26 protein-coding genes and 4 pseudogenes are annotated in these 24,959 nt (G+C 60.5%); 12 read left to right on the forward strand and 18 right to left on the reverse strand.

The window, feature by feature from the left end:
* The first annotated feature begins 12 nt into the window (after positions 1 to 12).
* Complete coding sequence (locus tag B6V73_RS19090; protein WP_088726152.1) at positions 13 to 399, forward strand: DUF302 domain-containing protein; 387 nt, start codon at positions 13 to 15, stop codon at positions 397 to 399.
* Between the two features lie 66 nt (positions 400 to 465).
* On the opposite strand, the gene B6V73_RS19095 is transcribed toward B6V73_RS19090, so the two are convergent.
* From B6V73_RS19095 to B6V73_RS21385, 5 genes are read right to left on the reverse strand one after another with little or no spacing between them, the layout of a single operon-like run.
* Complete coding sequence (locus tag B6V73_RS19095) at positions 466 to 711, reverse strand: glutaredoxin family protein (protein ID WP_078571829.1); 246 nt, start codon at positions 709 to 711, stop codon at positions 466 to 468.
* Between the two features lies 1 nt (position 712).
* Entirely contained in the window at positions 713 to 916 is a 204-nt protein-coding gene (locus B6V73_RS19100; RefSeq protein WP_078520076.1) for a cation transporter, read from the reverse strand.
* A gap of 29 nt (positions 917 to 945) precedes the next feature.
* On the reverse strand, positions 946 to 1,341 hold the full coding sequence (locus B6V73_RS19105; protein ID WP_078520077.1) for a DUF302 domain-containing protein: 396 nt from the start codon (positions 1,339 to 1,341) through the stop codon (positions 946 to 948).
* Between the two features lie 30 nt (positions 1,342 to 1,371).
* Entirely contained in the window at positions 1,372 to 3,129 is a 1,758-nt protein-coding gene (locus tag B6V73_RS19110) for a copper-translocating P-type ATPase (RefSeq protein WP_346426036.1), read from the reverse strand.
* Between the two features lie 26 nt (positions 3,130 to 3,155).
* Entirely contained in the window at positions 3,156 to 3,869 is a 714-nt protein-coding gene (locus B6V73_RS21385; RefSeq protein WP_346426035.1) for a heavy metal-associated domain-containing protein, read from the reverse strand.
* Between the two features lie 254 nt (positions 3,870 to 4,123).
* Between B6V73_RS21385 and B6V73_RS19115 the strand changes: the two genes are divergently transcribed.
* Positions 4,124 to 4,447 carry an SHOCT domain-containing protein gene (locus B6V73_RS19115; RefSeq protein ID WP_078520079.1) on the forward strand — a complete coding sequence of 108 codons (324 nt, stop codon included), beginning with the start codon at positions 4,124 to 4,126 and terminating at the stop codon, positions 4,445 to 4,447.
* Between the two features lie 371 nt (positions 4,448 to 4,818).
* Here the strand turns inward: B6V73_RS19115 and B6V73_RS19120 are convergent, their stop codons facing one another.
* The 4 genes from B6V73_RS19120 to B6V73_RS19140 all read right to left on the reverse strand — a co-directional run bounded on the left by B6V73_RS19120 (position 4,819) and on the right by B6V73_RS19140 (position 8,745).
* On the reverse strand, positions 4,819 to 5,580 hold the full coding sequence (locus B6V73_RS19120; protein ID WP_088726153.1) for a glutaredoxin: 762 nt from the start codon (positions 5,578 to 5,580) through the stop codon (positions 4,819 to 4,821).
* Between the two features lie 306 nt (positions 5,581 to 5,886).
* Complete coding sequence (locus B6V73_RS19130; protein ID WP_088726155.1) at positions 5,887 to 6,603, reverse strand: DUF1499 domain-containing protein; 717 nt, start codon at positions 6,601 to 6,603, stop codon at positions 5,887 to 5,889.
* Positions 6,596 to 7,897 carry an MFS transporter gene (locus B6V73_RS19135; protein WP_088726156.1) on the reverse strand — a complete coding sequence of 434 codons (1,302 nt, stop codon included), beginning with the start codon at positions 7,895 to 7,897 and terminating at the stop codon, positions 6,596 to 6,598. Before B6V73_RS19135 ends, B6V73_RS19130 begins: the two co-directional genes overlap by 8 nt.
* Positions 7,894 to 8,745: a sterol desaturase family protein gene (locus B6V73_RS19140; protein ID WP_088726157.1), complete on the reverse strand. Its 852-nt coding sequence runs from the start codon at positions 8,743 to 8,745 to the stop codon at positions 7,894 to 7,896. The genes B6V73_RS19135 and B6V73_RS19140 overlap by 4 nt, the downstream gene beginning before the upstream one ends.
* A gap of 103 nt (positions 8,746 to 8,848) precedes the next feature.
* Between B6V73_RS19140 and B6V73_RS19145 the strand changes: the two genes are divergently transcribed.
* Complete coding sequence (locus tag B6V73_RS19145; RefSeq protein ID WP_240504189.1) at positions 8,849 to 9,484, forward strand: metalloregulator ArsR/SmtB family transcription factor; 636 nt, start codon at positions 8,849 to 8,851, stop codon at positions 9,482 to 9,484.
* A gap of 121 nt (positions 9,485 to 9,605) precedes the next feature.
* Here the strand turns inward: B6V73_RS19145 and B6V73_RS19150 are convergent, their stop codons facing one another.
* Both B6V73_RS19150 and B6V73_RS19155 read right to left on the reverse strand, forming a co-directional pair.
* A complete protein-coding gene (locus tag B6V73_RS19150; RefSeq protein ID WP_088726159.1) occupies positions 9,606 to 10,952 on the reverse strand; it encodes an NAD(P)/FAD-dependent oxidoreductase in 1,347 nt (448 codons plus the stop codon).
* Between the two features lie 36 nt (positions 10,953 to 10,988).
* Positions 10,989 to 11,318: a YnfA family protein gene (locus B6V73_RS19155; RefSeq protein ID WP_088726160.1), complete on the reverse strand. Its 330-nt coding sequence runs from the start codon at positions 11,316 to 11,318 to the stop codon at positions 10,989 to 10,991.
* Positions 11,319 to 11,500: 182 nt separating this feature from the next.
* On the opposite strand from B6V73_RS19155, the pseudogene B6V73_RS19160 reads away from it, so the two are divergent.
* A pseudogene (locus B6V73_RS19160) lies at positions 11,501 to 11,663 on the forward strand (IS5/IS1182 family transposase); the annotation flags it as partial.
* A gap of 152 nt (positions 11,664 to 11,815) precedes the next feature.
* Here B6V73_RS19160 and B6V73_RS19165 read toward each other — a convergent pair.
* A complete protein-coding gene (locus B6V73_RS19165) occupies positions 11,816 to 12,481 on the reverse strand; it encodes a L,D-transpeptidase (RefSeq protein ID WP_088726161.1) in 666 nt (221 codons plus the stop codon).
* 659 nt (positions 12,482 to 13,140) lie between these two features.
* Between B6V73_RS19165 and B6V73_RS21200 the strand changes: the two genes are divergently transcribed.
* A complete protein-coding gene (locus B6V73_RS21200; protein ID WP_240504191.1) occupies positions 13,141 to 13,368 on the forward strand; it encodes a hypothetical protein in 228 nt (75 codons plus the stop codon).
* Between the two features lie 75 nt (positions 13,369 to 13,443).
* Here the strand turns inward: B6V73_RS21200 and B6V73_RS21205 are convergent.
* Positions 13,444 to 14,368, reverse strand: a pseudogene (locus B6V73_RS21205) (DDE-type integrase/transposase/recombinase); the annotation flags it as partial.
* On the opposite strand from B6V73_RS21205, the pseudogene B6V73_RS19195 reads away from it, so the two are divergent.
* The 6 genes and pseudogenes from B6V73_RS19195 to B6V73_RS19215 all read left to right on the forward strand — a co-directional run.
* A pseudogene (locus B6V73_RS19195) lies at positions 14,361 to 14,777 on the forward strand (IS3 family transposase); the annotation flags it as partial. The pseudogenes B6V73_RS21205 and B6V73_RS19195 overlap by 8 nt on opposite strands.
* Positions 14,778 to 15,336: 559 nt before the next feature.
* Positions 15,337 to 15,552 carry a hypothetical protein gene (locus tag B6V73_RS20595; RefSeq protein WP_143597948.1) on the forward strand — a complete coding sequence of 72 codons (216 nt, stop codon included), beginning with the start codon at positions 15,337 to 15,339 and terminating at the stop codon, positions 15,550 to 15,552.
* Positions 15,549 to 16,949, forward strand: a complete 1,401-nt coding sequence (locus tag B6V73_RS19200) for a TolC family protein (RefSeq protein ID WP_088726167.1) — start codon at positions 15,549 to 15,551, stop codon at positions 16,947 to 16,949. Before B6V73_RS20595 ends, B6V73_RS19200 begins: the two co-directional genes overlap by 4 nt.
* Positions 16,946 to 18,313, forward strand: coding sequence for a copper oxidase (locus tag B6V73_RS19205; RefSeq protein ID WP_038147513.1), 1,368 nt, complete (start codon positions 16,946 to 16,948; stop codon positions 18,311 to 18,313). The genes B6V73_RS19200 and B6V73_RS19205 overlap by 4 nt, the downstream gene beginning before the upstream one ends.
* 26 nt (positions 18,314 to 18,339) lie before the next feature.
* Positions 18,340 to 18,816 carry a cupredoxin family protein gene (locus tag B6V73_RS19210; RefSeq protein WP_009574143.1) on the forward strand — a complete coding sequence of 159 codons (477 nt, stop codon included), beginning with the start codon at positions 18,340 to 18,342 and terminating at the stop codon, positions 18,814 to 18,816.
* Between the two features lie 23 nt (positions 18,817 to 18,839).
* The gene (locus tag B6V73_RS19215) at positions 18,840 to 19,127 is read left to right on the forward strand and encodes a copper-binding protein (protein WP_088726168.1); all 288 of its coding nucleotides are present in this window, start codon (positions 18,840 to 18,842) and stop codon (positions 19,125 to 19,127) included.
* Positions 19,128 to 19,182: 55 nt separating this feature from the next.
* Here B6V73_RS19215 and cueR read toward each other — a convergent pair whose 3' ends face one another.
* Both cueR and B6V73_RS19225 read right to left on the reverse strand, forming a co-directional pair.
* A complete protein-coding gene (gene cueR / locus B6V73_RS19220; RefSeq protein ID WP_088726169.1) occupies positions 19,183 to 19,587 on the reverse strand; it encodes a Cu(I)-responsive transcriptional regulator in 405 nt (134 codons plus the stop codon).
* Between the two features lie 12 nt (positions 19,588 to 19,599).
* Entirely contained in the window at positions 19,600 to 22,104 is a 2,505-nt protein-coding gene (locus B6V73_RS19225) for a heavy metal translocating P-type ATPase (protein WP_088726170.1), read from the reverse strand.
* Positions 22,105 to 22,278: 174 nt separating this feature from the next.
* Between B6V73_RS19225 and B6V73_RS19230 the strand changes: the two genes are divergently transcribed.
* Positions 22,279 to 22,476 carry a heavy-metal-associated domain-containing protein gene (locus B6V73_RS19230; RefSeq protein WP_088726171.1) on the forward strand — a complete coding sequence of 66 codons (198 nt, stop codon included), beginning with the start codon at positions 22,279 to 22,281 and terminating at the stop codon, positions 22,474 to 22,476.
* A 362-nt stretch (positions 22,477 to 22,838) separates the two neighbouring features.
* On the opposite strand, the gene B6V73_RS20990 is transcribed toward B6V73_RS19230, so the two are convergent.
* The 3 genes and pseudogenes from B6V73_RS20990 to B6V73_RS19245 all read right to left on the reverse strand — a co-directional run.
* Complete coding sequence (locus B6V73_RS20990; protein ID WP_240504190.1) at positions 22,839 to 23,150, reverse strand: hypothetical protein; 312 nt, start codon at positions 23,148 to 23,150, stop codon at positions 22,839 to 22,841.
* Positions 23,147 to 23,671, reverse strand: a complete 525-nt coding sequence (locus tag B6V73_RS20995) for a transposase (RefSeq protein ID WP_206185614.1) — start codon at positions 23,669 to 23,671, stop codon at positions 23,147 to 23,149. Before B6V73_RS20995 ends, B6V73_RS20990 begins: the two co-directional genes overlap by 4 nt.
* Positions 23,672 to 23,827: 156 nt before the next feature.
* A pseudogene (locus tag B6V73_RS19245) lies at positions 23,828 to 24,959 on the reverse strand (IS66 family transposase); the annotation flags it as partial.

Genomic DNA, 24,959 nt, shown 5'->3' on the forward strand with positions numbered 1-24,959 from the left:
GGAGCCAACACCATGAGCTACACCATCGATAAACGCCTCACCAACACCACGATGGAAGAGGCCGACACCCGGACCCGCGAGGCCCTCAAGGAGCAGGGCTTCGGCGTGCTCACCGAGATCGACGTGCAGGGCACGATGAAGAAGAAGCTCGACGAGGACATGCCCGGCTACATGATCCTCGGCGCCTGCAATCCGAAGATGGCGCATCAGGCGATTCAGCTGGAGCCGAATGTCGGCGCGATGCTACCCTGCAACGTCATTCTGCGGCAGGACGGATCGGACATCCTCGTCTGCGCGATCGACCCGGAGGCCTCGATGACGGCGATCGACAATCCGCAACTCAAGTCGGTCGCGGGCGAAGTGCGCGACATGCTGGCAAAGGCGATCGAGGCGATTTGAGTTCAATAAAAATGCGGCGGCGGAGCAGATTTGCGCCCGCCGCCGCTTGACGGATTGCCCGTTACTTCAAGTCGACCGATTGAACGTCGCTTCAAGACGCGGCTTCTGGTCGGCGAAGGTTCCGTAGGTTGCTACGCCGTCAATGACGGTGATAGGAGCGACGCGCACGCCGTAGCGTGCTTTCGCCTCCTCGGCTACGCCGGGGCGCGAGACGTCGCGTTCGTCGAATGCGATGCCACGCTCGGTCAGGTAGCGCTTCACCGCCGCGCAGTCAGGGCAGCCAGGGCTGGTATAGACGAGCACCTCGGTCATCCTACTGGACCTCGGCTTCGTAACCTTCTTCATTCACCGCGGCGATGAGCGCCGTTGGCTCGGCCGCGCCTTTCACGACGGCTCCGCCGGGTTCCAGCGTAACCTCGGCGCTTTCGACGCCCGCTACACCTTCCAGCGCCTTGGTCGCAGCCTTGACGCAGTGGCCGCAGGTCATCCCGGTAATCTTGAGATTGATGTCGCTCATATTTTGTCTCCTTTCTGGTTTTTGATAGGTCAGGCGGAAAGCGTTTCGGCCACACGACGCAGCTTGATGGCGACCTCTTTGCCAAGGCGATCGACGTCAGCGTTTGCGACCAGGCCAAGCACTGCCGCCGGGTCCATGAACAGCACGCCGACCTTGCCTTCTGCCTCTTCGCGAACGACGACGTTGCAGGGCAGCAGGGCACCAATATCCGGCTCGGCTTCGAGCGCCTGATGGGCGAACTGCGGATTGCAGGCACCGAGAATGATATAGGGGCTACGCTCAAGCCCCAGCTTGGCCTTGAGCGTAGCGGCCACATCGATGGTGGTCAGCACGCCGAAGCCCTCGTCCTTCAGCGCCTCGGTCACGCGTGCGACCGTCGCGTCGAAACCCTCGGGGCTGGTGACAGCGAATGTGAATTGGCTCATGGTCTTTTCCTCTCTCTTCAAGTGGGTTGATCAGGCTTCGGCCCCGGTCTTGAACGCTTTCAGGCGGCGCAGGCGCAGGCTGTTGCCAAGCACGAAGACCGACGACAGCCCCATCGCGACACCGGCAACCATTGGGTTGAGGTGGATACCCCAAGGCGCAGCCAGCCCGGCCGCGATCAGGATCAGGATGACGTTGTAGAAGAACGCCCAAAAAAGGTTGCCGCGGATGTTACCGAGCGTGTGCCGTGCCGCGCTCAGCGCGGTAACCACCTCGCCCAACTGGCCTCGGGTCAGGGTGACATCGGCGGCTTCGATGGCGATGTCGGTGCCGGTCGCCAGAGCGATGCCGACATCTGCCTGCGCCAACGCTGGTGCATCGTTGATGCCATCGCCGACGAAGGCAACGCTGTGACCTTCACTCTGCAGCGACGTGACCACTTTGGCCTTATCCTGCGGCACCACTTCCAAATGGACGTCGTCGATGCCGAGCTGGTCGGCCACCGCCCGCGCTGTCGCCGTAGCGTCGCCGGTAACCATCGCCACGGAAACGCCCTGCGAACGCAACGCGTCGACCACCGCTTTCGCTTCGGGCTTAGCGCGATCGGCGATGGCCAGTAGGCCGAGCGCTGCGTCGTCGACCGCGACATAGACGACCGTTCGTCCCGAGCCCTCCATCTCGGCCGCGCGCGAACCGAGGTCACCAAGCTCGATCCCCTCACCTGCCATGAAGCGGTGCGCGCCGACCCGCACCAGCCGGCCGTCGATGCGGCTTTCGATGCCGTGCCCCGCGACCGCGCGGAAGTCCGTCACCTCGGGTAAATCGAGTCCCTTTTCCTTCGCGGCGGTGACGATGGCACGACCCAGCGGATGCTCGGACGCGGTCTCCAGCGCAGCAGCGAGACGCAACGCTTGGTCCTGCTCGGCTGCAACCATGTCGACCAGAACCGGTCGCCCCTCGGTCAGTGTGCCGGTTTTGTCGAACAGCACAGTGTCGACATGCGAAAGGGCTTCAAGCGCCTCACCTTTGCGGAAGAGGACACCCAGTTCCGCCGCCCGCCCGGTGCCGACCATGATCGCCGCTGGCGTTGCCAACCCCATCGCGCAGGGGCAGGCCACAACCAGCACCGCCACCGCCGCAACCAGCGCGACGCTGATGTTGCCGCCGATCAGAATCCAAGCGATGAAACTGAGCGTCGCGATCAACAGCACGATGGGCGTGAAGACCCGCACCACCCGGTCGGCGAGGCCTTGGATCGGCAGCTTGCCCGTCTGGGCGCTTTCCACCAGTTTGATGATCTGCGCCAGCACTGTGTCACCGCCGACCGAAGTCGCTTCGATCACCAGCCGTCCGTCCTGATCGACCGTGCCGCCGACGACCTCGTCGCCCTCGGTCTTCGCGACCGGAAGCGGCTCGCCTGTCAGCATCGCCTCGTCAACATGAGCACGGCCCTCAACCACCCGGCCATCGACCGGCATGCGCTCTCCGGGGCGCACGACGAGGCGGTCGCCGACGCGTAGTTGCGCGACTGGCACGTCCTGCTCGACGCCCTCACTATCGAGCCGGTGCGCGGTTTTGGCCTGGAGCCCCACGAGCTTGCGGATCGCGGCGGAGGTTCGACCCTTGGCAATCTCTTCCAGATACTTGCCGCCCAGAACTGCGGCGATCACCACTGCGGCACTGTCGAAATAGACGTGTCGCGCTTCGGGCGGGAACAAGGCAGGTGCGAGCAGAACCAATGTGCTGTAGGCCCAGGCTGCACCCGTGCCGGTAGCGACCAGCGAGTTCATATCGGGCGCCAGGTGGCGATACGCGATCAAACCGGGCCTGAAAAAGCGCCGCCCCGGCACAAACAGCACAACACTGGCGAGAGCGAATTGGACCCAGTCCCAGAAGCCCGCGAACGGGCTGGCGGCGCCGAGCGCGCGGTCGAAGGCGGGCACGAATGCCCCCCCCCCATGCCCACCACAACGATCACCGCGCCCAGGATTGCCGCCAGCGCCACGTCGCGCCCCATCGCGTGCAATGACGCACGGCGCTTCTCCCCGTCGCTCTCAGCAGCCTCAGCGGCGTCGCCGACCGGATGGGCCTCATAGCCTGCATCAGCCACCGTTGCAGCGAGCGTGTCCGCGTCAGTCATCGCGGGCAGGAAGCACACCTTGGCCCGCTCGGTGGCAAGGTTCACGCTGGCCTCCAGAACCCCCGGGGCCTTGTTCAACGCGCGCTCGACACGGCCCACGCAGGACGCACACGTCATACCCTCGATAGACAGCTCAGCCTCCGTGCTCACCGGGGTATAACCGGTGTCGCGGATCGCCTCGACGATCTGCTCGGCCGAAATCTGCTTCGGGTCGAAATGCAGTTCTGCCCGCTCGGTGGCAAGGTTCACGCCCGCGTCGGAAACGCCGGGAAGCTTACTCAAGCCGCGCTCGACACGCGCGCTGCAGGAGGCGCAGGTCATACCCTCGACATCGACAGAAAGAGCCGGAAGCGCATGGGACTCCTGCAAGTGATCAACAGCGGTATCCATGACGATTTCTCCTATCGCAGCACAGCCGAAATTGATTTTTCGACTCGGATCTATCGACGATGTAGGGCCTCCAGTTACTGGAGGCTCAAGGGCCGGAAATAGATTTTTTGGATTTCGCTGTGACTCGGCGAGTGTGCGTCAAAGGAAAACACAGTTTGGTGAACGCTCGGTTTTACCGCGCATTTTTGACCTCGCTCAAAGTGCTGGACATGTGAACGGCGTATCGAGCCCGAAACGAAACTGCGGAGGCCGACATGACCAAACTTTCTGTATACACCACTCTTCTTTCGACACTGGCCGCCAATGCCGCTTTAGCTGACGCGCCCGGCACTTATGGTGACGGCTACTACGGACACCCGATGATGTGGGGCGACGGCTACGGCTTCTTCGGCATCGGCATGATGGTGATTTTCTGGGGCGTCCTGATCGTCCTTGCGATCCTCGCCGTGCGCTGGCTGATGGAACGTGGCCCGAGCCGGAGCCAGAGCACCGCGCTCGACGTTCTCAAGGAACGCCTCGCAAAGGGCGAGATCGACCCCGAGGAATACCAAGCCCGGCGCAAAGCACTGGAAGAGTAAGAGCTCTACTCTTGGACACGTAAAGCCTAAGCGAAGAGGCCTTTAGACAGGCGCCATTTGCTGGCCGGATCACGAGCATGCGCCTGAAAAAATTCGATTCTCAGGCGCAGGTGCATCGGGCTGGATGCTGGGTCCAAGTCGCCCTGTGTTTCAGCCCACAATGCTGTCTTCTCCGGAGGCGGTTCGTAACGGCGATGCTGGCTTCGCCGCTCGCAACCACCCGCGACATCCTTGGCTCCGCATCTTGTGCGAGCGCGCATATGCCTCCGAGGCGTCGTTAGTGAATCACATGTCGTGATCGACCGGTGCTGACGAGGACGTGTCCGTCTTGCTTTCTTGTCGCGGACAGACATTAGGAGCGAGAAAGCTGGTCAGACAGAAAGAAGGAACCGCAAACCCATCCAGAGCCCCATGACGATCATCATGAGGTTTTCGGTGAGCGATACAAACCCCAAGGGCACGTTGCTACCTCCGCCGACGCAGGCGCACTTCAGTTCTCGTTTGTCGATGTAAACTGCCTTGAATACCGAGACCGCCCCGACGGTGCCGATGAACAGAGCCAGCGGCGCAGAAAGCCACGTTAGCGCCCCGGCGATCATCAACAGCCCAGCGAGAGTTTCGGCGAAGGGGTAGAGATACCCGTATCTGACCCAGCGGCGGGCAAGCAAATCATAGTTCAGGAACATCGTGGAAAACCCTTCAACGTCCTGAAGTTTCTGGATGCCAAGCAAAGTCATCGAGATCGCGATGAACCACTCGAGGACGCGGACGCTAAGCATGGTTCCGAGAGCCGCCCAGCCGACAGCCAGCGCCATCAGGAAGGCAACGCCAAAAATCGCGATCACCGGTGTGTAGGTGGTCTCCCCGTCCTCGCGCAGCGGCTTGCCAAAATATTTGCGCAGGGAGTCGTAGCCACCGATGCGCTCGTTGTCGATCCATGTCTGCGGCGTGGTCTCCACGCTGTGGCGCTGCTTGAATTGCTCGGTTTCGTCGTGCGTCTCAAGGAGGTGATCCTCGACATCGAACCCCTGTCTCTTCAGCAGGTCCTTTGACTTGAGCCCGAAAGGGCAGAGATGACCGGGCATGGCCATTCGGTAAAGCTGCGCTGTCTTGCGCGGAGCGTCAGTAGGCATTGGTCTCCTCCGGCGAATATGGCACCTGGTTCCTAACGTCCTTGCAGCGCGGGAGGGTTCCGGAAATAGCCGTGGAAACGCTCGTATGCGCTTGCGCCAGTTTTCTGCCTTGATGTTTAATCTTTGGGGAGGTGCCCGCCAGACACGCAGACGATCAATTCTGCCCGGCTGGCGACGCCGAATTTCTCCATCAAACGCTCCTGATATGTCCTCACAGTGAACTGGGAAATCCCGAGCATCTTCGCGATTTCCTTGTGTGTCCGGCCCCGAAGCAGTCCGTCCAGCAAACTCCGTTGCCGAGCGCTCTTATTCGATGACTTGTGCTTGCAGCTCCGTAAGGAACGCCTCGATACGTCGGGCATTGGCGCCGCGGTCGATCTGCCCAAGGCGCGAGCGTGACCGCATGTCGATGCGGCTGCCTGTCTCAATGTCGGTGACCCGAACTGCCACTTCGTCCTCGAAGCCGAAGACGCGGCTTCGGGCGATGGCTTCGATCTGGTTTTCCGCAGGGTCGGCCGAGAGCACCTCCCAGCCACGAGTTTCGACAAGGGTCAACGCCTCTGCGAATGCATCCTCGACCGGGATCGGAATGTCCAGCGGGCGCACGTCAGGATAGGCGGAGCGTTGTGGCGCGGCATTCTGCGCCGGGTAGTCCGTTGGGGTCGCGGTGAACCAGTAGACCGGCGGGTCTTCGGTATCGGTCGAGATGTCGTTTATCGGCGGTGTCGTTCGAGCGGCGATTTCGAAAGCCACTCCGAGGCCTGCAACGGGTAATGACAGGATAAGGCCAATCAGCGCGCTGCTGGCACCGCGCCTCTTGCGGATAGCCCCCGCCAACGACACGAGCGCTGCGACGACCCCCACTAACGCCGTCCAGACACCCCACCCGGCGATGTCATAAGCTTGGGGCCAAGGCCAGCCGCCCGCACGATAGCCCCAGACGGACAAAGCAAGAAGCGCAAGGGACACAAGGCCCAGAAAGATCGCCACATAGCCAAGGCGTCGCGTTATGAATTCAAGCATCTGTCTCTTCCTGATCGGGGGCGGGATTTAAGCGCGGGTGCGTTTCTTCCATTCCAAGGATCAACCAGAGCCCTGAAAGCGCCATGGCCAAGCCTGTCAGCCAGAATCCGGCCTGAAGCATGCCGGTAACGTCGGCGATCACCCCCATGGCCAGCGCCCCAATGGCATAGCCGAGGTCGCGCCAGAATCGGTAAACTCCAAGCGCTGAGCCGCGCCAAGAGGGGTGCGCGATGTCGCCCATCGCCGCAATAAGTGTCGGGTAAAGCAGCGCCATGCCGAGCCCGGTTATTGCTGCGGCAACGGCCCAGTCCGTGGGCGTGGCGAGAAACGGAAAGGCAAGAACACCGCCAGAGCAGAGGAAAACGCCAGTGACCGTCGGCCATTTGCGCCCGACAACATCCGATAACGGTCCGGTCCACAATTGGCTACCGCCCCAGACGAACCCGTAGATGCCCGTGATCCAGCCAATCTCGATCAGGCTCGCTCCCTGTGACACGAGGAAGACCGGCACCAGCCCCCACATCAGTGCGTCGACAAATTTCTCGACGCTTCCCGCCTGCGCCAGCGACATGAATGTTCGGTTACGCCATGAAACGAGGGCAAAGATCTGGCCGACGGACGGGTCGTCGGGTCCCGTGGCATAACGCGGCTGCGGGCCACTGGTGATGCCCGCCTTGTGACGTGCCGCTTCGGCCCTGGAAAAAGGAAGCGTCTCGGTGAATGTCAGCACCGCCGCCGTAAGCGCCACGAGGATCACCGCAAGGCCAAAAGCGAAGAGACTGGTCCGCGGATCGCAATAGCTGGCTAAGTAGCCGGTCAAGAGTCCGGCCAGGGCCACGCCGCCATAACCGGCGAATTCATTGAAACCGGACGCCATTCCGCGCTGCGAGCTTTTCACGATGTCCATCTTCGCGGTAACGGTCATCGACCAACAAAACCCTTGGTTGACCCCCAACAAAACGTTGGCCACCACAATCCATCCCCAGTTCGGGGCCCAGAGGATCATGAACGGGATCGGAAATGCCGCCAGCCAGCCCCATATCAAAACCCGCCTGCGTCCGACGCGCTCGGAAAGGTGGCCTGAAACGAAGTTCATCGCCCCTTTCACGATGCCGAAAGAAACGATAAAAGCGAAGACCGCGGTCATCGATCCATGAACGACACCGAATTCCGTCTCCGCCAAAGCGGGGATCACCGTGCGTTGTAGCCCGATGTTCATGCCGACAAAGAACACCTGCAAGAGCTGTTCAAGAAAGGGGCGCAGGTTCTCGCGAATGCCGAGGGTGTAATTCATTCCTCTTCCTCCACCGCGATGCGTGGGTCGAGAGCATGACCCGAAGCTGGGCCGCGCAGCGGCTGGATCAGCATCCTGTCGATCCAAAGATCACGACGCGTGCGGAACTGTTCGATCCCGATCTCCATGTCCTGATGCCCCTTTGCCGGCTGCGCTACATAGGTGCCCAATAGCCGATCCCACCAGGGCAGGTTGAAGCCGTAGTTCGAATTGGTCTCACGCGGATCGACGGAATGGTGGACGCGATGCATGTCGGGCGTGACCACGATCAGGCGCAGCACTCTATCAACCGGACGCGGCAGATCGATATTAGCGTGGTTGAAAAGCGCGGTCGCATTCAGGATCACCTCGAACAGCAGCACCGCGACCGCAGGCGGCCCGAGCGCCGCGACCACCGCCAGTTTGATCCCCATCGAGATCAGGATTTCCAGCGGATGGAACCGCAGGCCCGTCGTTGCGTCGAAGTCGAGATCGGCATGGTGCATCCTATGCAGACGCCAAAGTCCGGGAACCGCGTGGAACATGACATGCTGAAGGTAGATCGCCAAATCGAGCACCAGCATCGAAACAAGGATGGCCGCCCAAGTCGGCCACTCCAGATTGTTGAACAGCCCCCAGCCACGGTCCTCGGCCATGACGGCCAATCCGACTGCGAGGATCGGGAATGCCAGGCGCAGGATCACCGTGTCCAAAAAGACCAGGGCGATATTGTTCGTCCAACGGATCAGGCGCGGTATCTCTCTGCGCCGCCGGGGGGCCGCGACCTCCCACAACGCCATCGCCGCCAACCCGCCCAGGAAAGCTGCAAATCGGATGGTCGGCTCGGCAGAGAGGATCATTTCGGTCATGCGTTCGGCTTTTTTCTTGTGGCGCAGGCTGGAATCGCTATCATTCAATTATTCGATTGAGTGATGTAATATCCCGAGGCAGCCCATGTCAATTAGCCCGAAGATGGCCCTTCTCGAAGAATACGCCCTTGTCGCGCGGGCCTTGTCGACCCCCGCACGCCTTATGCTTCTTGAGCAGCTCGCCCAGAGCGAGCGCAGGGTAGAGGCGCTTGCGGAAAAAACCGGGCTCACTGTCGCGAACTGTTCGCAGCATTTGCAGCAATTGCGGCGCGCTGGCCTTGTCACCAATCGGCGCGACGGCAAGGCGATAATCTACAGGCTGACCGACGCGAGGACGCTGACGTTGTTGGGAATTTTGGGCGATGTGGCCGAAAGGAAGGTTGGAGAGATCCTGCACGGGCTATCGAACGGCGAAGACGCGCCGGAACCGATCAACCGCGACGAGCTTGCCGCTCGACTGAGCGACGGATCGGTGACCGTCCTCGACCTGCGCCCCGCCGACGAGTTCGCCGATGCACATATCCCGGGCGCACTCAACATGGCCGTGACGGAGCTGGACAAGTTCCTGACGGATCTCGACCGGAACACCGAGATTGTGGCCTATTGTCGTGGTCCATACTGTGTCTACGCCCACCAAGCCGTGGCGTTCTTGCGCAAGAATGGCTTCAACGCTCGTCGTCTTGACGGCGGTCTGCCTGAGTGGCGCGAAGACGGTCGAGCCATTCAGGCAACATCCTGATCTACAAAGGCCGATGCCGCAACGTGTCGATCTGAATATGTGGGCACACTGGGTGGGGGGCCGACTTCCAGCCCGGTCGGACGAATGCTGTTCGACGCGGGATGGCCGCGATGCGCAGCGCTTAGAACATTGACCCGATGTCCGACGCCCCCGTGGGATAAGCCGCTGGCATGGATTTCACCTGCTTTACGGTCAGCCCCAGTTTGATCGCCAGAGAGAAGATATTGATGAACTCGGCAGCGTCAGGACCGAACATGTGCGCGCCGAGGATCTGCCCGCCTTCGCCGGCGATGATTTTTGCGCCCGCGTGACTTTCACCCAGCCGTTTCTGCGAGAACCAACTCGAGGTGTCGGTGAAGCTCACGTCGACTTCGCCGCGCTCGCGCGCTTCTTCCTCGAGCAATCCGACGCGCGCCAGTTCGGGAATCGTGAAGACCACACTCGGCACGCCGATGTAGTCGGGCGCCGTGCGCTTGTCCTTGAGCATATTCGAAGCTGCAATCTTGCCCTCGAAGACGGCCACTGGGGTTAGCGGCTTGCCGGCCGAGGCGGCGGCGTCACCGGCCGCAAAAACGCGCGAATTCGACGGCGATTGCAGCCAGGGCGTGACCTTCACGCCGCCATTTTCGATCTCAATTCCGGCGGCGGTGAAGTCGAGTTGGTCGATGGCGGGCACGCGGCCAGCGCCATGCACGACGAGATCGGCTTCGGCGATATGGGTCTCACCCGCCTTCTGGTAGGCCACGCGGTGCTTCCCATTCGCGCCCTCGATGCGATCAATCGCAGCCTCAGTCACGATTTCGATCCCGGCGAGGCGACTGCGGTCGAGCAGCATGTCGACAAGATCGGGGTCGAAGATCTTCAGCTGCTGCGAGCCGCGATCAAGGATCGTCACCTGAGCACCGGCGCGCGCCGCGATATGCGCGAACTCGAAAGAAACGTAACCGCCCCCGACGAAGACGATCCGGCGCGGCAATTCGGCGAGATTCAGGAAATCGGTGCTGTCGATCAACTGCTCGGCACCGGGGAAGTCCAGTGGCCGCGGTTTCGCTCCCGTGGCGATCAGCGCGTGCCGGAAGGCAAACTCGCCATTACCGTCGATCGCTATCCGGTTTTCGGCGATGAAGCGGACGCGCCCGCGCAGGCACAGCACCCCTGCATCGCTGAGCCCACCCTCCATACTCTCGGGCACCGGGTCGGTGAAGCTCTCCTTGTGCTTCATCAACGCTGGCCAGTCGATCCGGACCTCTCCTGCAACACCCTTCCCATCGAGCCGCTGCGCGGCCTCGACAGCTTCGGCTCCTGCACGCAGCATCTTCTTCGGGTCGCAGCCCCTCAGCGCGCAGGTGCCGCCGTAGGGGAGCTCGTCGACGATGGCGACGGACCAGCCGGCTTTGCTGCATTTCTTCGCCGCGTTAATGCCTGCCATGCCCGCGCCGATGACGATCAGGTCGAGGGTATCGATCATCTCTACTCCTCACTCTCTCATGTTGGCTTCATTGGTTCAGATCGGCGCCCGTGGGCCTGCGATGATGATCCCAGCTCCGAGAAGACAGAAGCTGACGCCGATCAAGTCCCACCGATCCGGTCGCACCCCTTCAACGGTCCACAGCCAGACCAGGGAGACGGCGATATAGATGCCGCCATAGGTCGCGTAGGCCCGTCCGGCGGCGGCACTGTCAGCCAGCGTCAGGAGGTAGGCGAACAGTGCCAGCGAGGCGATGCCTGGCGCTAGCCACCAGATCGACTTGTCCAGCCGGAGCCAAGCCCAGAAAGCGAAACAACCGGCAATCTCGGCAAGTGCGGCCCCGATATAGGCGGCAAGTGTCGGCATGGGGTCTTCCTTCTCCTGTGGTCATCGAGGCCCCTACCCCGCACAGCAACTGAGCGCAGCCACGTCCTTCTCGAAGGTCTGCGCAGCGCAGCTTCAGTCCCTCGACAGTGGTGAGATAAGGCATAATCGTGTCGCCCAGTTCCTCGTAGGTGAGCCCCTCTACACTACGTTGAGGGATTTCGCGGAGGGAGCAGGTCAAGGCGAAGATGCATTGCTTGAAGCTGCTGGGCCAGCTGCTTATTGGCGCGGGACTTCGACCGCCAAGTTGCCGAACTTCAGGCCCGCATCGTCGTCCTGAGCGGCTACACCGCCCTCAGCATACTTGTAACAGAAGTCGCGGGATAGGTCTGCCCGAGGGTAGGGCACGCCCAGCCCGTCAGCCGATCTGCACAACAGCGTCATTTCAAACCGTCAATGGAAATCCGATCTGCGCTCCTCGCAGTTCCTGACTTCGAAACTTATGCGCCCAACCCCCGCTCCACCTCGAAGCAGTGGGTTCAACCCTGTGCGGACACACTGTCCTCGGCGGAGTAGAGAAACACTGTCGAACCGAGCGCAACCTTTGGATAGAGGTCAATTATGTGCGCCATAACCATCCGAACGCATCCCGAACTGGCACGGCTTCCGATCGAACGCGGAAAGGGCGTTCCGTGGATTCTCAGGTAGGTGTCGCGGCCTCCCACGTAGAGGTAGAGCGCACGAGAACCGAGTGCGTTGCGTGGCCCAGGCTCCATGCCGTCCTCATACTTCGCATAGATTTGTGGCTCGCGCTCGATCATGCTTTGCGTCGGTCTCCAGTGGGGCCACTCGGCCTTGCGCTTGATCGTATAGACGCCGGGTTCGTAAAGGTCACCCCGTCCGATGGCTACACCATAGCGCATCGCCGTTCCGCCTTCCTCAATATGGTAGAGGTACCGCGCGACGGCATCGACATGGATGTCGCCCGGGGTGAGCCCATCGTTCGCGATCACTCGCTGAGGTAGGAACCGGGGGGCAAGCCCCCACGGATTGGATACGGCGGGATCGTATCCGGGTGGAACCACCTCGGCGTCCCAAGCCGCCTTCTGCGCTGTAGTGACGCCGCTCCCGGCAAGCAGAGGGCCAGATATCGCCGCTGAAAACAGCGTCGTGGTTGTGAAAATGAAATTACGTCTTGTGAGCATGTTCCCTTTTCTCGCATCCGCGTCGACATTGGCACGGTGGACTCCACGGTCGTGCAAATATTGCCTTAGGAATACTTCTCAAACCATAACTGGTTCCCGTTTCTTCAACCGTCGCCGTCTGTGTAACGCTCAGAGTGGCAATTGGTTCACGTCACAATCGTGTGCCGAGTACATACTGGCTTCCTAGAAGCAGCACCAGCTTCCGGGGCAAGTCAGCGCCTTCGATCTCGGCGTCGCAGCTTGAACGCCGCGTCCTTCTGAGCGCCGGTCAATCCTGTCTGTAAGACGACAACTTTCGAGCACCCCGCGACACGTAGCGCAAAAGCGGATTGCGCCGAGCGGTTGCCGATATTGCACAAGAGGATCGTCGTGCGATCCTTCGGGATCTCAGCGATCTGGTCGAGGACTTCCGCCACCCGATGTTGATGGCGCCGGGGCTCATATGCGCTTCGAACTGGTCGGCATCACGGATGAGGAAGGGGCACCGCCAGTGCTTTAGGAGGTTTTGTGGATCTTTGACCGTGCTGGGCACTCTGCATTACAGGTGATCACGCTTCCTAGTTGATGCAGAGTATTCTGGATGGCACGGTGCCGGCAACAAAACAGAGAGGAAAGACCAAAAAATGCGCGCACGGAACACAGCTACCACTATAGTCCTAATGATAACCGCCGGGTGCGGGTCGCAGACGACGACCAGTCGAGATAGCGTCGGCAACGTATCAGAAGCCGTCGCCGCGCTCGCCGCTCCCGGCCAAGACCTCACGTCTGCGCGGCTTTTACCCGATGATGGCTGCTATTGGTACGAACATCGGGGGCCGGTGGAAACGACACTACTGCCACTTCAAACCGTCAATGGAAACCCGATCTGCGCTCCTCGCGGTTCCTGACTGCGAAACTGATGCGCCCAACCCTCGCTCCACCTCGGAGCAGTGAGTTGGTCTTGCCCCCGTTTCAGCGGACACTCAGGCGGTTGCATTTTGAGTTGTGATCGACTCGCGCGGTGAGCGCATCTTCAGCCTCGAGAGCGGGTGGTTGTTGTTGTAGCCCTCGATCTACCCGGCGATCAATTCGAGGACTGTTGCAGCGTCCAGCATCGGCATAAGATGGACGTAGTCACTTTTCAGCGTTTTCACGATTGCTTCCGAGATACCATTGCATTGCGGGCTCTTCACGGGCGTGTAGCAGGGTCTCAGGCCGAGCTGTCGCGCGAAGATGCGCGTCTCCCTGGCGATGGAGCACGATCCATCGTCGCTCAGGAGTTCGATTAGATGCGGCGTCTTGTAGGCCGCAAACCGTCGCTAGACCACCTCCAACATCATGTCGCGGATGTCCGCTCGCTGATGGCGGCGTTCAGGACGACCCGCCAGGAGATGATCTTGCGATCGTGGGCGTCGAGGATGAAGGTGACGCGAAAAAGATCGCCGCTCCTGCAAGTAACTTCGAACCCGTCTGAGCACCAACGGATTTTGGAGCTCATCGTGACCACTTTGCCCCCGTGGGTCAGTTCCGGCCGTTCGGTGGATTTGCGAGCCAGCAGGAGCGTCATGTCTTCATTATGCGATACACGTGCTTGTGGTTCACCGGCGCGGCGCCTTTGGTCCGAGGCTGCTGTTTCAGGGGCGCGGTGATCCACTTGTATCCGTAGATCGGCCGCGCGGCCACGAGCGCGTTGATCAACGGCACCACCGCTGCGTCTTGCACTTTATGGTAGCGCCGCCGCGGCTACGCGCTTTACTTCAGGCGATCCTGAAGATTTAAGCGGGAAACACCGAGTATCTTGCCCACAACACTCATCGGGAAGGCTTCGCCTATCTTGCCGCTATCATCAATGGTCGTCAGGAAAACGATCCCCCGGATCGTTTTCTGATCCTCCTCCATCTCGCGTCGTGTCGTCGACTGGGCGATGCAAAGCCGCCAGACGACCGAAGTTGTCCTACAAGCGCTGCTCATGGCGACATGGCGGAGAAAGCCCAGGGAAAAGGTTCTGATCCATTCGGACCAAGGCAGCCAATTCACCAGCATGGACTGGGCAGCGTTCCTTCGGGCCCACAATCTGGAGCACTCGATGAGCCGCCGCGGAAACTGCCATGACAACGCGGTCGCTGAGAGCTTCTTTAACCTGCTGAAGCGTGAGCGGATCAGACGACGGACCTACCGAACACGCGAAGAAGCCAGGCAGGAGGTGTTCGACTAAATCGAGATATTCTACAATACAAAGCCTAAGCACGCCAGGAAGGGAATGCTGTCGCCCGTCGAGTTCGAGCGGCGGCAGACACTGAGGCACGAAGGCGTCTAAGAAACGCGGGGCTATTCAGACCGCCCGCTCGCACATTCATTGATCGATGAGAATGTTAGCAGTTTTTTTCAGACTTCTACGAAGAAAGCATGAAAAATTCGCCCCTACTTTTTTGGGACTTGCCTACATTACATTTCGACAATATCGATTCAGGAATGATGCACTGGGTTCGCACCTTTTTCGGGATGCTGCAGATCGCCTCCATCTTGGTTGCGGTGACTGTGACGCCATCCAATGCATCGGCTATGATTTCCTGCTCAGTGGAGCAAGTATCTCGAGCGCCCTCAAACGAACGCCATCATCATGTGGCGGAGATTACAGCTGCGGACGTTGATCATGAGGCAGATCACTGCACGTCGCATATCTGCGTGGTTGCGGACTTCGTAGGCCCATCGATTTGCACGAAGCGGTCAGCTATGGCGTCTCTCCGATCCTGGGATATCGCGCCCCTTGTCCGCTCGGCCACGCCTGATGGTTTGCTGCGTCCTCCTCAATTCTGACGCGTGTTAGCCGCAGTTTGACTGCGACCATCTGCATCTGACATTTCGAGGAAATCTAAGTGAAAATTCTGCTTGCGGCATCCTTGCCGCTGTTCGGGGCCGCCTGCTCGGCGCTTCCTGAACTTGAAACCGTGCCAGCGCTTACGGCGGCGGCTACATCGCCTGTGGTCGCGTCTGCGCAACCCGGGCCTGTTGTTGCTTACGCGGGCTACTCGGTCGGAGAACCGGCCGAATGGCGGACGCTGAATGATGAACAACGGGAGGGTGGCGAATGAAACTGCCTCTTCTCATGGGGTCCATGTTGCTGGTGTCCGCCTGCGCCAGTCCTGCCGTTCTTGAGCGTGCAAAACCAGATCGCGCGGGCTTTGGCAGTGTCGAGACGGGTGCACGCCAGGCTCTAGGGGCCACACCGATCTGGAACCTGTCTGCCGCGGACCTTGAGGAAACGCGCAAGAGGGTTCACGCCATGGTGCATGGTAAAACCGTCAGCGCCGACACCGCAGTGCAGGTTGCCCTGATAAACAGTCCCGCACTTCAAGCCAGCTTCGCTGAGCTAGGTCTGTCCTCAACTGACTTATGGGAAGTGGCTATGGGGCCGGTGCCCTCGATCGGAGTGTCAATCTCCGGGTTGGCTGGCGATGTCACTCGCACACTTGAGGCAACATTAATCAACTCCCTGCTCGACGTGGCAACATCCGCACCGCGGACCCAACTTGCGGAGATTCGCTTCAGACAATCCGAACTTGCTGCGCTCGCCGACACGATAGACTTGGCCGTTGAAACCCGCCGGGCCTGGATTGAGGCGGTTGGCGCTTTCGAAGCCGCTGCACTGATCGCTCAAACTCAGGGCACTGCCGAGGCAGCGTCCGAACTTGCTGTGCAACTGGGCCGTACCGGCGCGATGAGCAAGGCCGATCAAGCAAGGGAGCATGCCTTTACTGCTGAGCTTGCCGCCGAACGTGCAGCCGCCCAATTGGAGGCGCAATTGGCCAAAGAAAAACTGCTTCGGCTGATGGGGCTTTGGGGTAGCGACACCACTGTATTCGTGCCGGACTCGCTGCCCGCCTTGCCTGGTGGCCCGCGCGTTGCAGGAAATATCGAACAGCTGGCACTGGCAAACCGCGTAGACCTGGCATCTGGAAAGCTGGAACTCGAGGCGCTCGCGCTGAACTACCGTCTGACCGGGCAAACCCGTATGGTCTCGGACGTCCAGTTGGTGGCTGGTTTCGACCTGGAACGTGCAGCCGGAGAAACCGAGGCCAATCCAGCGCTTGCTCTAGATTTCGAGATCCCGCTCTACGACACCGGTCCGCTGGTGTCGAAGCGTGGCCGCATGGCCTATCTGCAGGCAGCGAACAGGCTGGCCCAGCAGGCCGTCGATGCGCGTTCGGACGCACGCATGGCCTATAGGGCCATCACCGGTCGCCATAGCATCGCGCGGCATTGGCGCGACTCTGTTTTGCCTCTGCGACGCCAGATCGATGACGAAGCGCTGCTGTCCTACAACGGCATGCTGACCTCGACCTTTGAATTGATCGCTGATGCCCAGGAGGGGCTCGCTTCGCGCCTCTCTGCCGCAGAAGCGAAACGTGACTACTGGCTTGCCGAAACAGACGCGACCGCGGCGATTTGGGGCGGGGCAATTACTCTGACCGGAGGTAGCGAAGAATGATGAACCGTCGTCAATTACTGGGCGCGGGATTGACCGCGAGCGCTGGAGCTGTGCTGGCGAACGCCGGGGCCGCGCAAACACGCTTTCGCGATCTGCCCGAGGCCGCCTTTACCGACAGCCCCTATACACAAGTTCCCCCAAGGCCTTCGGATCGGTTCGACTACAACCCCGTTGTAACACTGAACGGATGGTCTTTGCCGTATCGCATGAACGGAGATGTAAAGGAGTTCCACCTCGTTGCAGAGCCTGTTGAAAGGATTATGGCGGACGGGATGATTGCGCGGCTCTGGGGCTACAATGGCCAATCCACCGGACCCACAATCGAAGCGGTCGAAGGCGAGCGGGTGCGTATTTACGTAACCAACCGTCTTCCGGAACATACCAGCGTGCATTGGCACGGACTGATCCTGCCATCGGGAATGGATGGAGTTGGTGGTTTGTCGCATCCCGGCATCCCGCCGGGTAAGACCTTCGTCTACGAGTTCGACCTCATCAAGTCCGGCACCTTCATGTACCACCCGCATGCGGACGAGATGGTACAGATGGCCATGGGCATGATGGGGCTCTTCATCGTGCATCCGCGCGACCCGGCGTTCATGCCGGTGGACCGGGATTTCGCGTTCCTCCTTGCGGCCTATGACATCGACCCGGGGACCTACATCCCGCGCGTGGCCGAGATGACCAATTTCAACATGTGGACCTGGAACAGCCGGATCTTCCCGGACATCGATCCTCTGGTGGTCAACAAGGGGGACCGTGTCCGTGTGCGTTGTGGCAACCTGACGATGACCAACCACCCAATTCACATGCATGGCTATGACTTTCAGGTCACCTGTACTGACGGAGGCTGGGTGCCGGAAAGTGCCCGTTGGCCCGAGGTCTCGATCGACATTCCTGTAGGCGCCATGCGCGCCTACGAGTTCGACGCGATTCACGAAGGTGACTGGGCGATCCACTGCCACAAGTCGCACCACACCATGAATGCTATGGGCCACGACATCCCTACATTTATTGGCGCCGACAAGTCCCGCCTGACCCAAATGATCCGCCGCCAGCAGCCTGGCTACATGCCGATGGGCACGGCGGGTATGGCGGATATGGGCGAGATGTCGATGGAGATCCCCGAGAACACCGTGCCGATGATGACCGGATGGGGGCCGCATGGCCCATTGGAAATGGGTGGCATGTTTAGCGTGGTGAAGGTTCGCGAGGGCATCGACCGCGACGATTACAGCGATCCTGGCTGGTACGACAACCCGCCCGGAACACAGGCCTACGAATGGACGGGCGAGTTGCCCGAACATGCATACAACACCAGTCCGAAAACCGTGATCACGCCGCGCGGCGGCGTGCGGCAGGGCTGATGCCAGAGCACAGGAGAAACACGCTCATGAAAACTGCACTTTTGACATTGGGGCTGGCCCTGATTCCCGCCCTCGCAATTGCGGACGCCGGGCACGGCAACGGTCAAATGGCCATCGGCATGCCTGCCATGCATGGCCATGAACCTACGCGAACCATCGATGTGATAATGCGTGAGGACTACGACAAGGACGCACCGTTCGTCTTCGAACCCTCCTCGGAAATGACTTTTTCTGAGGGTGAAACCGTGCGCCTGCGCATCACGAACATGGGTGAGGAAACCCACGAGTTCGTGATGGATTCGATGGCACAAAACGCTGAACACAAAGAGCTGATGGCCAAGTTCCCTGAGATGGAACATGACGACCCTAACGCTGTGCGCCTTGAACCAGGTGAAGAGGCGGAGATCCTTTGGACTTTCAACAAGGCCGGCAACTTCGAATTCGCCTGCCTGCTGCCCGGCCACTATGAAGGCGGCATGCACGGCGCCCTTACTGTCAACTGATCTCAAATCAAAGGAAACCAATCATGACCAAATTTTTGACGCTCGCCGCTGCCCTTCTGATGACCGCTGGAACTGCAATTGCTGCTAGCGATAGTGCCATGTCCTCGGGCACGGTGACCAAGATCGATGCCAAGTGGAACAAGATTACTGTCGACCATGGCCCGCTGAAAAACCTCGACATGCCAGCAATGAAAATGATCTTCGTTCTCGCCGATCCCGCGATGCTGGAAGGGCTGAGTGAAGGCGCACAGATCAACTTCGTTGCCGACCGTGTGAATGGCAAGCTGACTATTACAGAGCTGGTGCAGTAACTACAGGTCGCGCGCCCTGTCTCGCAGGGCGCGCGATTTCATTCGTCGTCGGAGATCATGAGCAAGTTGCGTCGTCTACGACAGAAAGATCCGCAAGAATTGGACAATCCGGTCGGTGATCGCCAGCACACTCGTGCACGAGAGACGAAAGAGTTTCTTTCATCGACATGAGTTTAGAGATCTTTTCATCAATCTGGCGCAGGTGCTCCTCTGCGACGGCCTTTACCTGCGCACTTTCTCGATTGTCATCGTTATAGAGCGCCAAAAGCGTACGGCAGTCTTCGATTGTAAATCCCAAGGCTCGCGCTCGTCCGATGAATGCCAGCTTATGAAAATCGATCTCTCTGAAGCTTCGATACCCGTTTGCAGCGCGCAAAGGTGTTACTAGACCGATATCCTCATAGTAGCGAATGGTCTTGGCCGGCACTCCTGACCGCTCGGCAACATCACCAATGTTCATTTCTGCCTCCTCTCACTCGGCCGGGACGGGGGCGAAGTCCGCCACCCGCCCAGACTCTTGGCGCTCGTCCATCGCCGGTCTTACGCGCCGCAGCCGCAACGCGTTCGTCAAGACAAAGACCGAGCTAAGTGCCATCGCACCGGCAGCGACGACCGGTGACAGCAGCACGGCGAAACTCGGATAAAGCGCTCCGGCGGCCAAGGGTATCAAAGCCACATTGTAACCAAAGGCCCAACCAAGGTTCTGTTTGATGTTTCGCATGGTGTGTCGCGAGATCTCGAAAGCGTTCACAACGCCGCGAAGATCACCGGACATCAATACGACATCTGCGCTTTCGATCGCCACATCCGTGCCAGTTCCGATGGCGATGCCAACATCCGCGTGGGCGAGCGCGGGTGCATCGTTGATGCCATCGCCAACAAAGGCCAATGTGCCCTGCTGGCGCAGATTTTCCAGTGCCGCCACCTTGCCGTCGGGCAAGACCCCCGCGATCACGTGGTCGATACCAGTCTCTTCGGCAATTGCTTCTGCCGTTTCGCGTTTGTCGCCGGTAATCATTGCCACCTTCAAACCCAGACTGTGCAGTGCGGCAATCGCGGCTCGGCTCGAGGGTTTGACCGGATCGGCGACGCCAATCGCAGCCACCGCCTTGCCATTGATTGCGGCGAAGAGTGCGGTGCGACCTTGCCGTGCGAGCATAGTTTCAGCCTCTGCGAGTTCACCAAGATCGATCCCTTCGCGCTGCATCATCCGGTCAGCTCCGACAACAACCTCGGCCCCGTCAACGATGGCGCGCACGCCATACCCTGTAATCGAAGTAAACGCGCTCGGTTCCGACAGTCTGATGTTTTCCGCCTGCGCGCCGCGCACGATAGCTTCGGCGATCGGGTGTTCTGATCTGGCTTCGACCGATGCGACTGCCGCAAGAACGGTACAGCGCTCGGCTCCTTCGGCCAGCACAAGGTCGGTCAGCGCGGGACGTCCGGCGGTGACGGTGCCGGTCTTGTCCAGAGCGACAACCTTGACGTCCCCCAATGCCTGCAGAGCATCCCCCTTGCGGAACAACACGCCCATTTCAGCAGCGCGACCGGTCCCGACCATGATCGACGTCGGCGTCGCCAGTCCCATCGCGCAGGGACAAGCAATGATGAGAACTGAGACACCCGCGACCAGCGCATAGGTGAGGGCGGGATCAGGGCCGAATATTAGCCAGACAAGGATCGTCAAGGCGGCGAGGGTCATCACAGCGGGGACGAACCAAAGCGTGATCCGATCCACCAACCCTTGAATGGGGAGCTTGGCGCCCTGCGCATCTTCGACCATGCGGATGATTTGGGACAAGGTGGTATCCGCACCAACACGCGTTGCTTTATAGGTCAGACTGCCCGCGCCATTGACCGTACCGCCCGTGACAGGATCACCAGCCGACTTGCCGACCGGCACGGGTTCCCCGGTGATCATGCTTTCATCGACATGGCTTTCGCCGTCCACAACCTCACCGTCCACGGCGAGTCGTTCTCCGGGGCGCACAACAATCAGATCTCCGGTGCGCAAGGCATCGATCTCGACCTCGACCGCATCGCCGTCACGCAAAATACGCGCCGTACGAGCCTGTAGGCCGAGCAGCTTCTCGATTGCAGCCCCTGTTCGCCCTTTCGCTCGCGCTTCGAGCCAGCGCCCGATCAGGATCAGGACCACGATGACCGCGGCGGCCTCGAAGTAGACAGCGCGGACGGCCTCGGGCATCAGCGACGGGAAGAACGTTGCGACAACTGAATAAAGATAAGCTGCGCCTGTGCCGACGGCGACCAGACTGTTCATGTCTGGAGCACCTTTCAGCAAGGCCGGAAACCCTTTCAGATAGAACTGTCGGCCGGGCCCAATGAGCACAGCCGTTGTGAGGATGAACTGGATCAACCAGCTGGCCTGCTGTCCTATGGTATTGTTGATCGCCATATGCACGGCCGGGATCAGGTGCCCGCCCATTTCCATCAGGAAAACCGGCAAAGCGAGTGCTGCGGCCAGTGCCACCCGGCGTGCCAACCCGCGCGCTTCCTCTTCTTTTCGCGAAGTGCGATCGTGTGTTGCCGTGGCCTCGGCCAAGCTGGCTGGATATCCGGCTTGCTCGGATGCACGGATGAGGGCCACAGGGTCGGTCATGCCCTCAAGATATGTGATGCGCGCATTTTCCGCCGCAAGATTAACGTTGACCTCCAACACGCCGGGAACCGAGGCAAGTGCCTTATCGACGCGCCCGACACAAGAAGCACATGACATGGACGCGATGTTCAGCGTCACGGATGCCGTTCGCGCTGGATACCCGAGATCTTTCAGGGCTTGCACCGCATCTTGCAGGTGGGGCGAACCATCCACGCTGAAACGCGCCGTCTCGTTCGCAAGGTTCACCGAGACATCGGATATTCCGCTCAACGCGGCTAGGCCCCGATCCACGCGCCCTACGCATGAGGCGCAAGACATTCCTCCAATCGAGAGTGTCACTTTGGATTGATCTGTCATTTCAGTCTCCTGGAATCCCATTTGACACCCCAAATAGGAGCTCCAGTGACTGGAAGGTCAATGCCCAATTTGAACTTTCCTGGCATCGCTTCAAAAATTTGCGGAGCCCCTTGACCTTCCCCCCACTGGAAGCCCCATTTGCACTAAATAAGCTGTCACAGAGGAGACATCGACATGAAATTCAACGTTCCCGACATGAGTTGTGGTCATTGCACCAGTACGATCGAAAAGGCGATCAAGGCAGCTGACGCAAATGCGAGCGTAACTTGCGACATTCCGGCCCGCACGGTTTCTGTTGACGGTGCTCTGTCAACAGAACAGCTGACGGCTCTGCTTCGTGAAGCTGGGTATGAAAATACCATTACTGACTAATCTCTAGGTCATCGCACCCGTCAGGACGGGCGCGATGACCTAGAGATTTCTACCGACGGATTTGCCTGGTTTTCTCTGGTTCCGCAGATCATGAGCGCGAAGGCAACAGGATGAGAGCACTGCCTAAAAAGCAAAGAAGAATGCCTGCAATGTCCCAGCGGTCCGGTCGGCTGCCCTCCCACTAGCCAGTTGCCCGTCTTCGAAGATCCGAAGCTCCTCGGCGTGAAGCTGGACCTCGAGTGTCTGGCGACGGGTCGTGTCGCGCACGGAATAGAAGTTGCCACCGACCGAGATCATCCCCTCCTTGCTCACCCGCCGTTCTACAGTGCAGACGGCGCTGTAGGGGATCACCGGGAGCGGCTTCAGACTGGGCTGTTATTCGATGAAGGCAGCGTCCCTCCCCCCCCGTCGGGTCGTGGCATGAACCCGGGGCTTGGCGACCTCGGTTCGCCAAGCCTCGAACTGGGCGTCGAGATGTCGATGTTGCGGAATGTGCGGGCCAGGAAGAAGTCCTGTCGGATGTAGCGGAAGAGTCGCTCTACCTTGCCCTTGGTCTTTGCTCGATACGGCTGGCAGGCCCGCAGCACCGCTCCGTAGTGGTTCAGCAACCCAACCAATGCGGCATTGTAGGTGACCACTCCGACCTCGTCTTCGCCAATCACCGCCGTCTTCATCCGGTCATAGAGGATCTCCTCCACGCCGCCGAGAGCAGCGAAGGCCGCGATGTGGCAGCGCACCACCGATTGCAGGTTCTGACTGGCAACGAACCGGCCCAAAGCCAGCGACTATGGCCGAGCACAAGCGAGAATAGCCAGGCCTTGCGAACCACGCCCGGCTCGTCGGTGAACTCCGCGAAGTCGACCTGAGCCTGCTTGCCGGGTGGAGTTTCGAGCCGCCGCTCGAACGGGGCGTGCCGCGCCGGGCGCATCTCGCGAAGGAAGTCCGTCACCGCGGCGTAAGCGCCTTCATAATCCAGCTCTCGGATTTCGCGTAGAAGCCGCGCGACGATGAGATCGGGCAAGGCCTGAACGCGTCGTTCATGGAGCTCGATCACCCGTGGCCGTGGTTGACGCGGCCCGTAGACCGGAGCCTCCAGCCCCAGCTCAAGATACTTCCGCACCGTCTTCCGGTCGCAGCCAACCTTCCGCGCGATCGCGGTGCTACTGAGACCCTGGTTCTTCAAATTCTGGATCAAGACGATCTCCCTCAATTCTAACACCTGCCTGCCCCTGTCGCTCTCCGTTCGGAGCATCAGGCCTGTGTCCCACGGCAGTGCCAACTCCGAATAGATGAAGTTCGGAATTGGCACTGCCGCTAACGTCCTAAGCGGCGGCTGCATCCCACCCCAGGTTCAGCTTGACGGCTTGAAGTTCCACGGGAGAAGTTCGTCGATGCGGCCTAGCGGATAGCCGGCGGCGATGGCCTCGAGGGTGGCCTTGAGATAGGCGAAGGGCTCGACGCCGTTGATCTTTGCAGTCTCGATGAGCGACGCGATGCGTCCCCAAGCGCGCCCGCCTTCGTCATGTCCGGCGAAAAATGTGTTCTTCCTGTTCAGAGCGATGGGCCGGATCAAGTTCTCCACGCCGTTGGAGTCGATCTCCACCCGCCCATCGTGCAGGAAGGTCTGGAGCCCGTCCCAGTGCCGGTGGATGTAAGCGAGCTTCTCGCCCAGACGCGACTTGGCGGAGATACGCAGACGTTGCTGTAGTAGCCGTTCACCGAACTCGTCCACGAGGGGCGCGGTGCGGGCCGAGAGCCGCTGTCCCGGCGCCGTGCCGCGGATGTCGGCCTCGATCTTGTAGAACTCGGCGATGCGGCGCAGCCCCTCGGTGGCGATCTCGGAGCCGTCGCGGTCGAACACCTCCTTCAGCTTGCGCCGCGCGTGGGCCCAGCAATGCGCCACGCGGACCGGGTCGCCACCCCTGCGGGCGGGACGCGTCAAACGGTTGTAACCCTGGTAGCCATCGAGCTGCAGGATGCCGTCGAAGCCATGCAAAATCTTCTTCGCGTTCTCCCCGGCGCGGCCGGGCGCGTAGAAGAAGACCACGCCCGGTGGATCATCTCCGCCCCATGACCGGTCGTCACGGGCGAGCGCCCAGAGATATCCCGTCTTGGTCCTGCCGCGCCCCGGATCCAGCACCGGGGCGGTGGTTTCATCCATGAAGAGCTTGGTCGACGTCTTCAGATGTTCAGCCAGCCGGTCGACGACGGGACCGAGATGGAAGGCGGCGGTGCCGACCCAGTCGGCTAGAGTGCTGCTGTGGATCTCGCTCCCCGACCGAGCAAGGATCCGGCTCTGCCGATACAAGGGAAGTGGTCCGCGTATTTGCTGACCAGGACATACGCGATGGCGCCCTCGGTCGGCAGGCCGCCTTCGATGAGATGCGCCGGGGCGCTCGCCTGGGCCACGCCATCGGTGCAGGCGCGGCAGGCGTATTTGGGGCGAACCGTGACGAGCACGCGCAGCTGGGCGGGCACGATGT

Source organism: Thioclava sp. JM3, from assembly GCF_002213185.1.
Classification (GTDB): Bacteria; Pseudomonadota; Alphaproteobacteria; order Rhodobacterales; family Rhodobacteraceae; genus Thioclava; species Thioclava nitratireducens.

Excerpts from the sequence above, each read along its gene's own strand:
- cueR (WP_088726169.1), bottom strand. The coding sequence starts at position 19,587 with ATGAACATTGGTGATGTTGCCGAGCGGTCAGGAGTGCCGGCCAAGACC.
- B6V73_RS19215 (WP_088726168.1), top strand. The coding sequence starts at position 18,840 with ATGACCAAATTTTTGACGCTCGCCGCTGCCCTTCTGATGACCGCTGGA.
- B6V73_RS19135 (WP_088726156.1), bottom strand. The coding sequence starts at position 7,897 with ATGAATTACACCCTCGGCATTCGCGAGAACCTGCGCCCCTTTCTTGAA.
- B6V73_RS19225 (WP_088726170.1), bottom strand. The coding sequence starts at position 22,104 with ATGACAGATCAATCCAAAGTGACACTCTCGATTGGAGGAATGTCTTGC.
- B6V73_RS19120 (WP_088726153.1), bottom strand. The coding sequence starts at position 5,580 with ATGCCTACTGACGCTCCGCGCAAGACAGCGCAGCTTTACCGAATGGCC.
- B6V73_RS19150 (WP_088726159.1), bottom strand. The coding sequence starts at position 10,952 with ATGATCGATACCCTCGACCTGATCGTCATCGGCGCGGGCATGGCAGGC.
- B6V73_RS21200 (WP_240504191.1), top strand. The coding sequence starts at position 13,141 with ATGATAACCGCCGGGTGCGGGTCGCAGACGACGACCAGTCGAGATAGC.
- B6V73_RS19165 (WP_088726161.1), bottom strand. The coding sequence starts at position 12,481 with ATGCTCACAAGACGTAATTTCATTTTCACAACCACGACGCTGTTTTCA.
- B6V73_RS21385 (WP_346426035.1), bottom strand. The coding sequence starts at position 3,869 with ATGGATACCGCTGTTGATCACTTGCAGGAGTCCCATGCGCTTCCGGCT.
- B6V73_RS19145 (WP_240504189.1), top strand. The coding sequence starts at position 8,849 with ATGGCCCTTCTCGAAGAATACGCCCTTGTCGCGCGGGCCTTGTCGACC.
- B6V73_RS19140 (WP_088726157.1), bottom strand. The coding sequence starts at position 8,745 with ATGACCGAAATGATCCTCTCTGCCGAGCCGACCATCCGATTTGCAGCT.
- B6V73_RS19230 (WP_088726171.1), top strand. The coding sequence starts at position 22,279 with ATGAAATTCAACGTTCCCGACATGAGTTGTGGTCATTGCACCAGTACG.
- B6V73_RS19100 (WP_078520076.1), bottom strand. The coding sequence starts at position 916 with ATGAGCGACATCAATCTCAAGATTACCGGGATGACCTGCGGCCACTGC.
- B6V73_RS19110 (WP_346426036.1), bottom strand. The coding sequence starts at position 3,129 with ATGAACTCGCTGGTCGCTACCGGCACGGGTGCAGCCTGGGCCTACAGC.
- B6V73_RS19105 (WP_078520077.1), bottom strand. The coding sequence starts at position 1,341 with ATGAGCCAATTCACATTCGCTGTCACCAGCCCCGAGGGTTTCGACGCG.
- B6V73_RS19115 (WP_078520079.1), top strand. The coding sequence starts at position 4,124 with ATGACCAAACTTTCTGTATACACCACTCTTCTTTCGACACTGGCCGCC.
- B6V73_RS19095 (WP_078571829.1), bottom strand. The coding sequence starts at position 711 with ATGACCGAGGTGCTCGTCTATACCAGCCCTGGCTGCCCTGACTGCGCG.
- B6V73_RS19155 (WP_088726160.1), bottom strand. The coding sequence starts at position 11,318 with ATGCCGACACTTGCCGCCTATATCGGGGCCGCACTTGCCGAGATTGCC.
- B6V73_RS19210 (WP_009574143.1), top strand. The coding sequence starts at position 18,340 with ATGAAAACTGCACTTTTGACATTGGGGCTGGCCCTGATTCCCGCCCTC.
- B6V73_RS19205 (WP_038147513.1), top strand. The coding sequence starts at position 16,946 with ATGATGAACCGTCGTCAATTACTGGGCGCGGGATTGACCGCGAGCGCT.
- B6V73_RS19090 (WP_088726152.1), top strand. The coding sequence starts at position 13 with ATGAGCTACACCATCGATAAACGCCTCACCAACACCACGATGGAAGAG.
- B6V73_RS19200 (WP_088726167.1), top strand. The coding sequence starts at position 15,549 with ATGAAACTGCCTCTTCTCATGGGGTCCATGTTGCTGGTGTCCGCCTGC.
- B6V73_RS20990 (WP_240504190.1), bottom strand. The coding sequence starts at position 23,150 with ATGAAGACGGCGGTGATTGGCGAAGACGAGGTCGGAGTGGTCACCTAC.
- B6V73_RS19130 (WP_088726155.1), bottom strand. The coding sequence starts at position 6,603 with ATGCTTGAATTCATAACGCGACGCCTTGGCTATGTGGCGATCTTTCTG.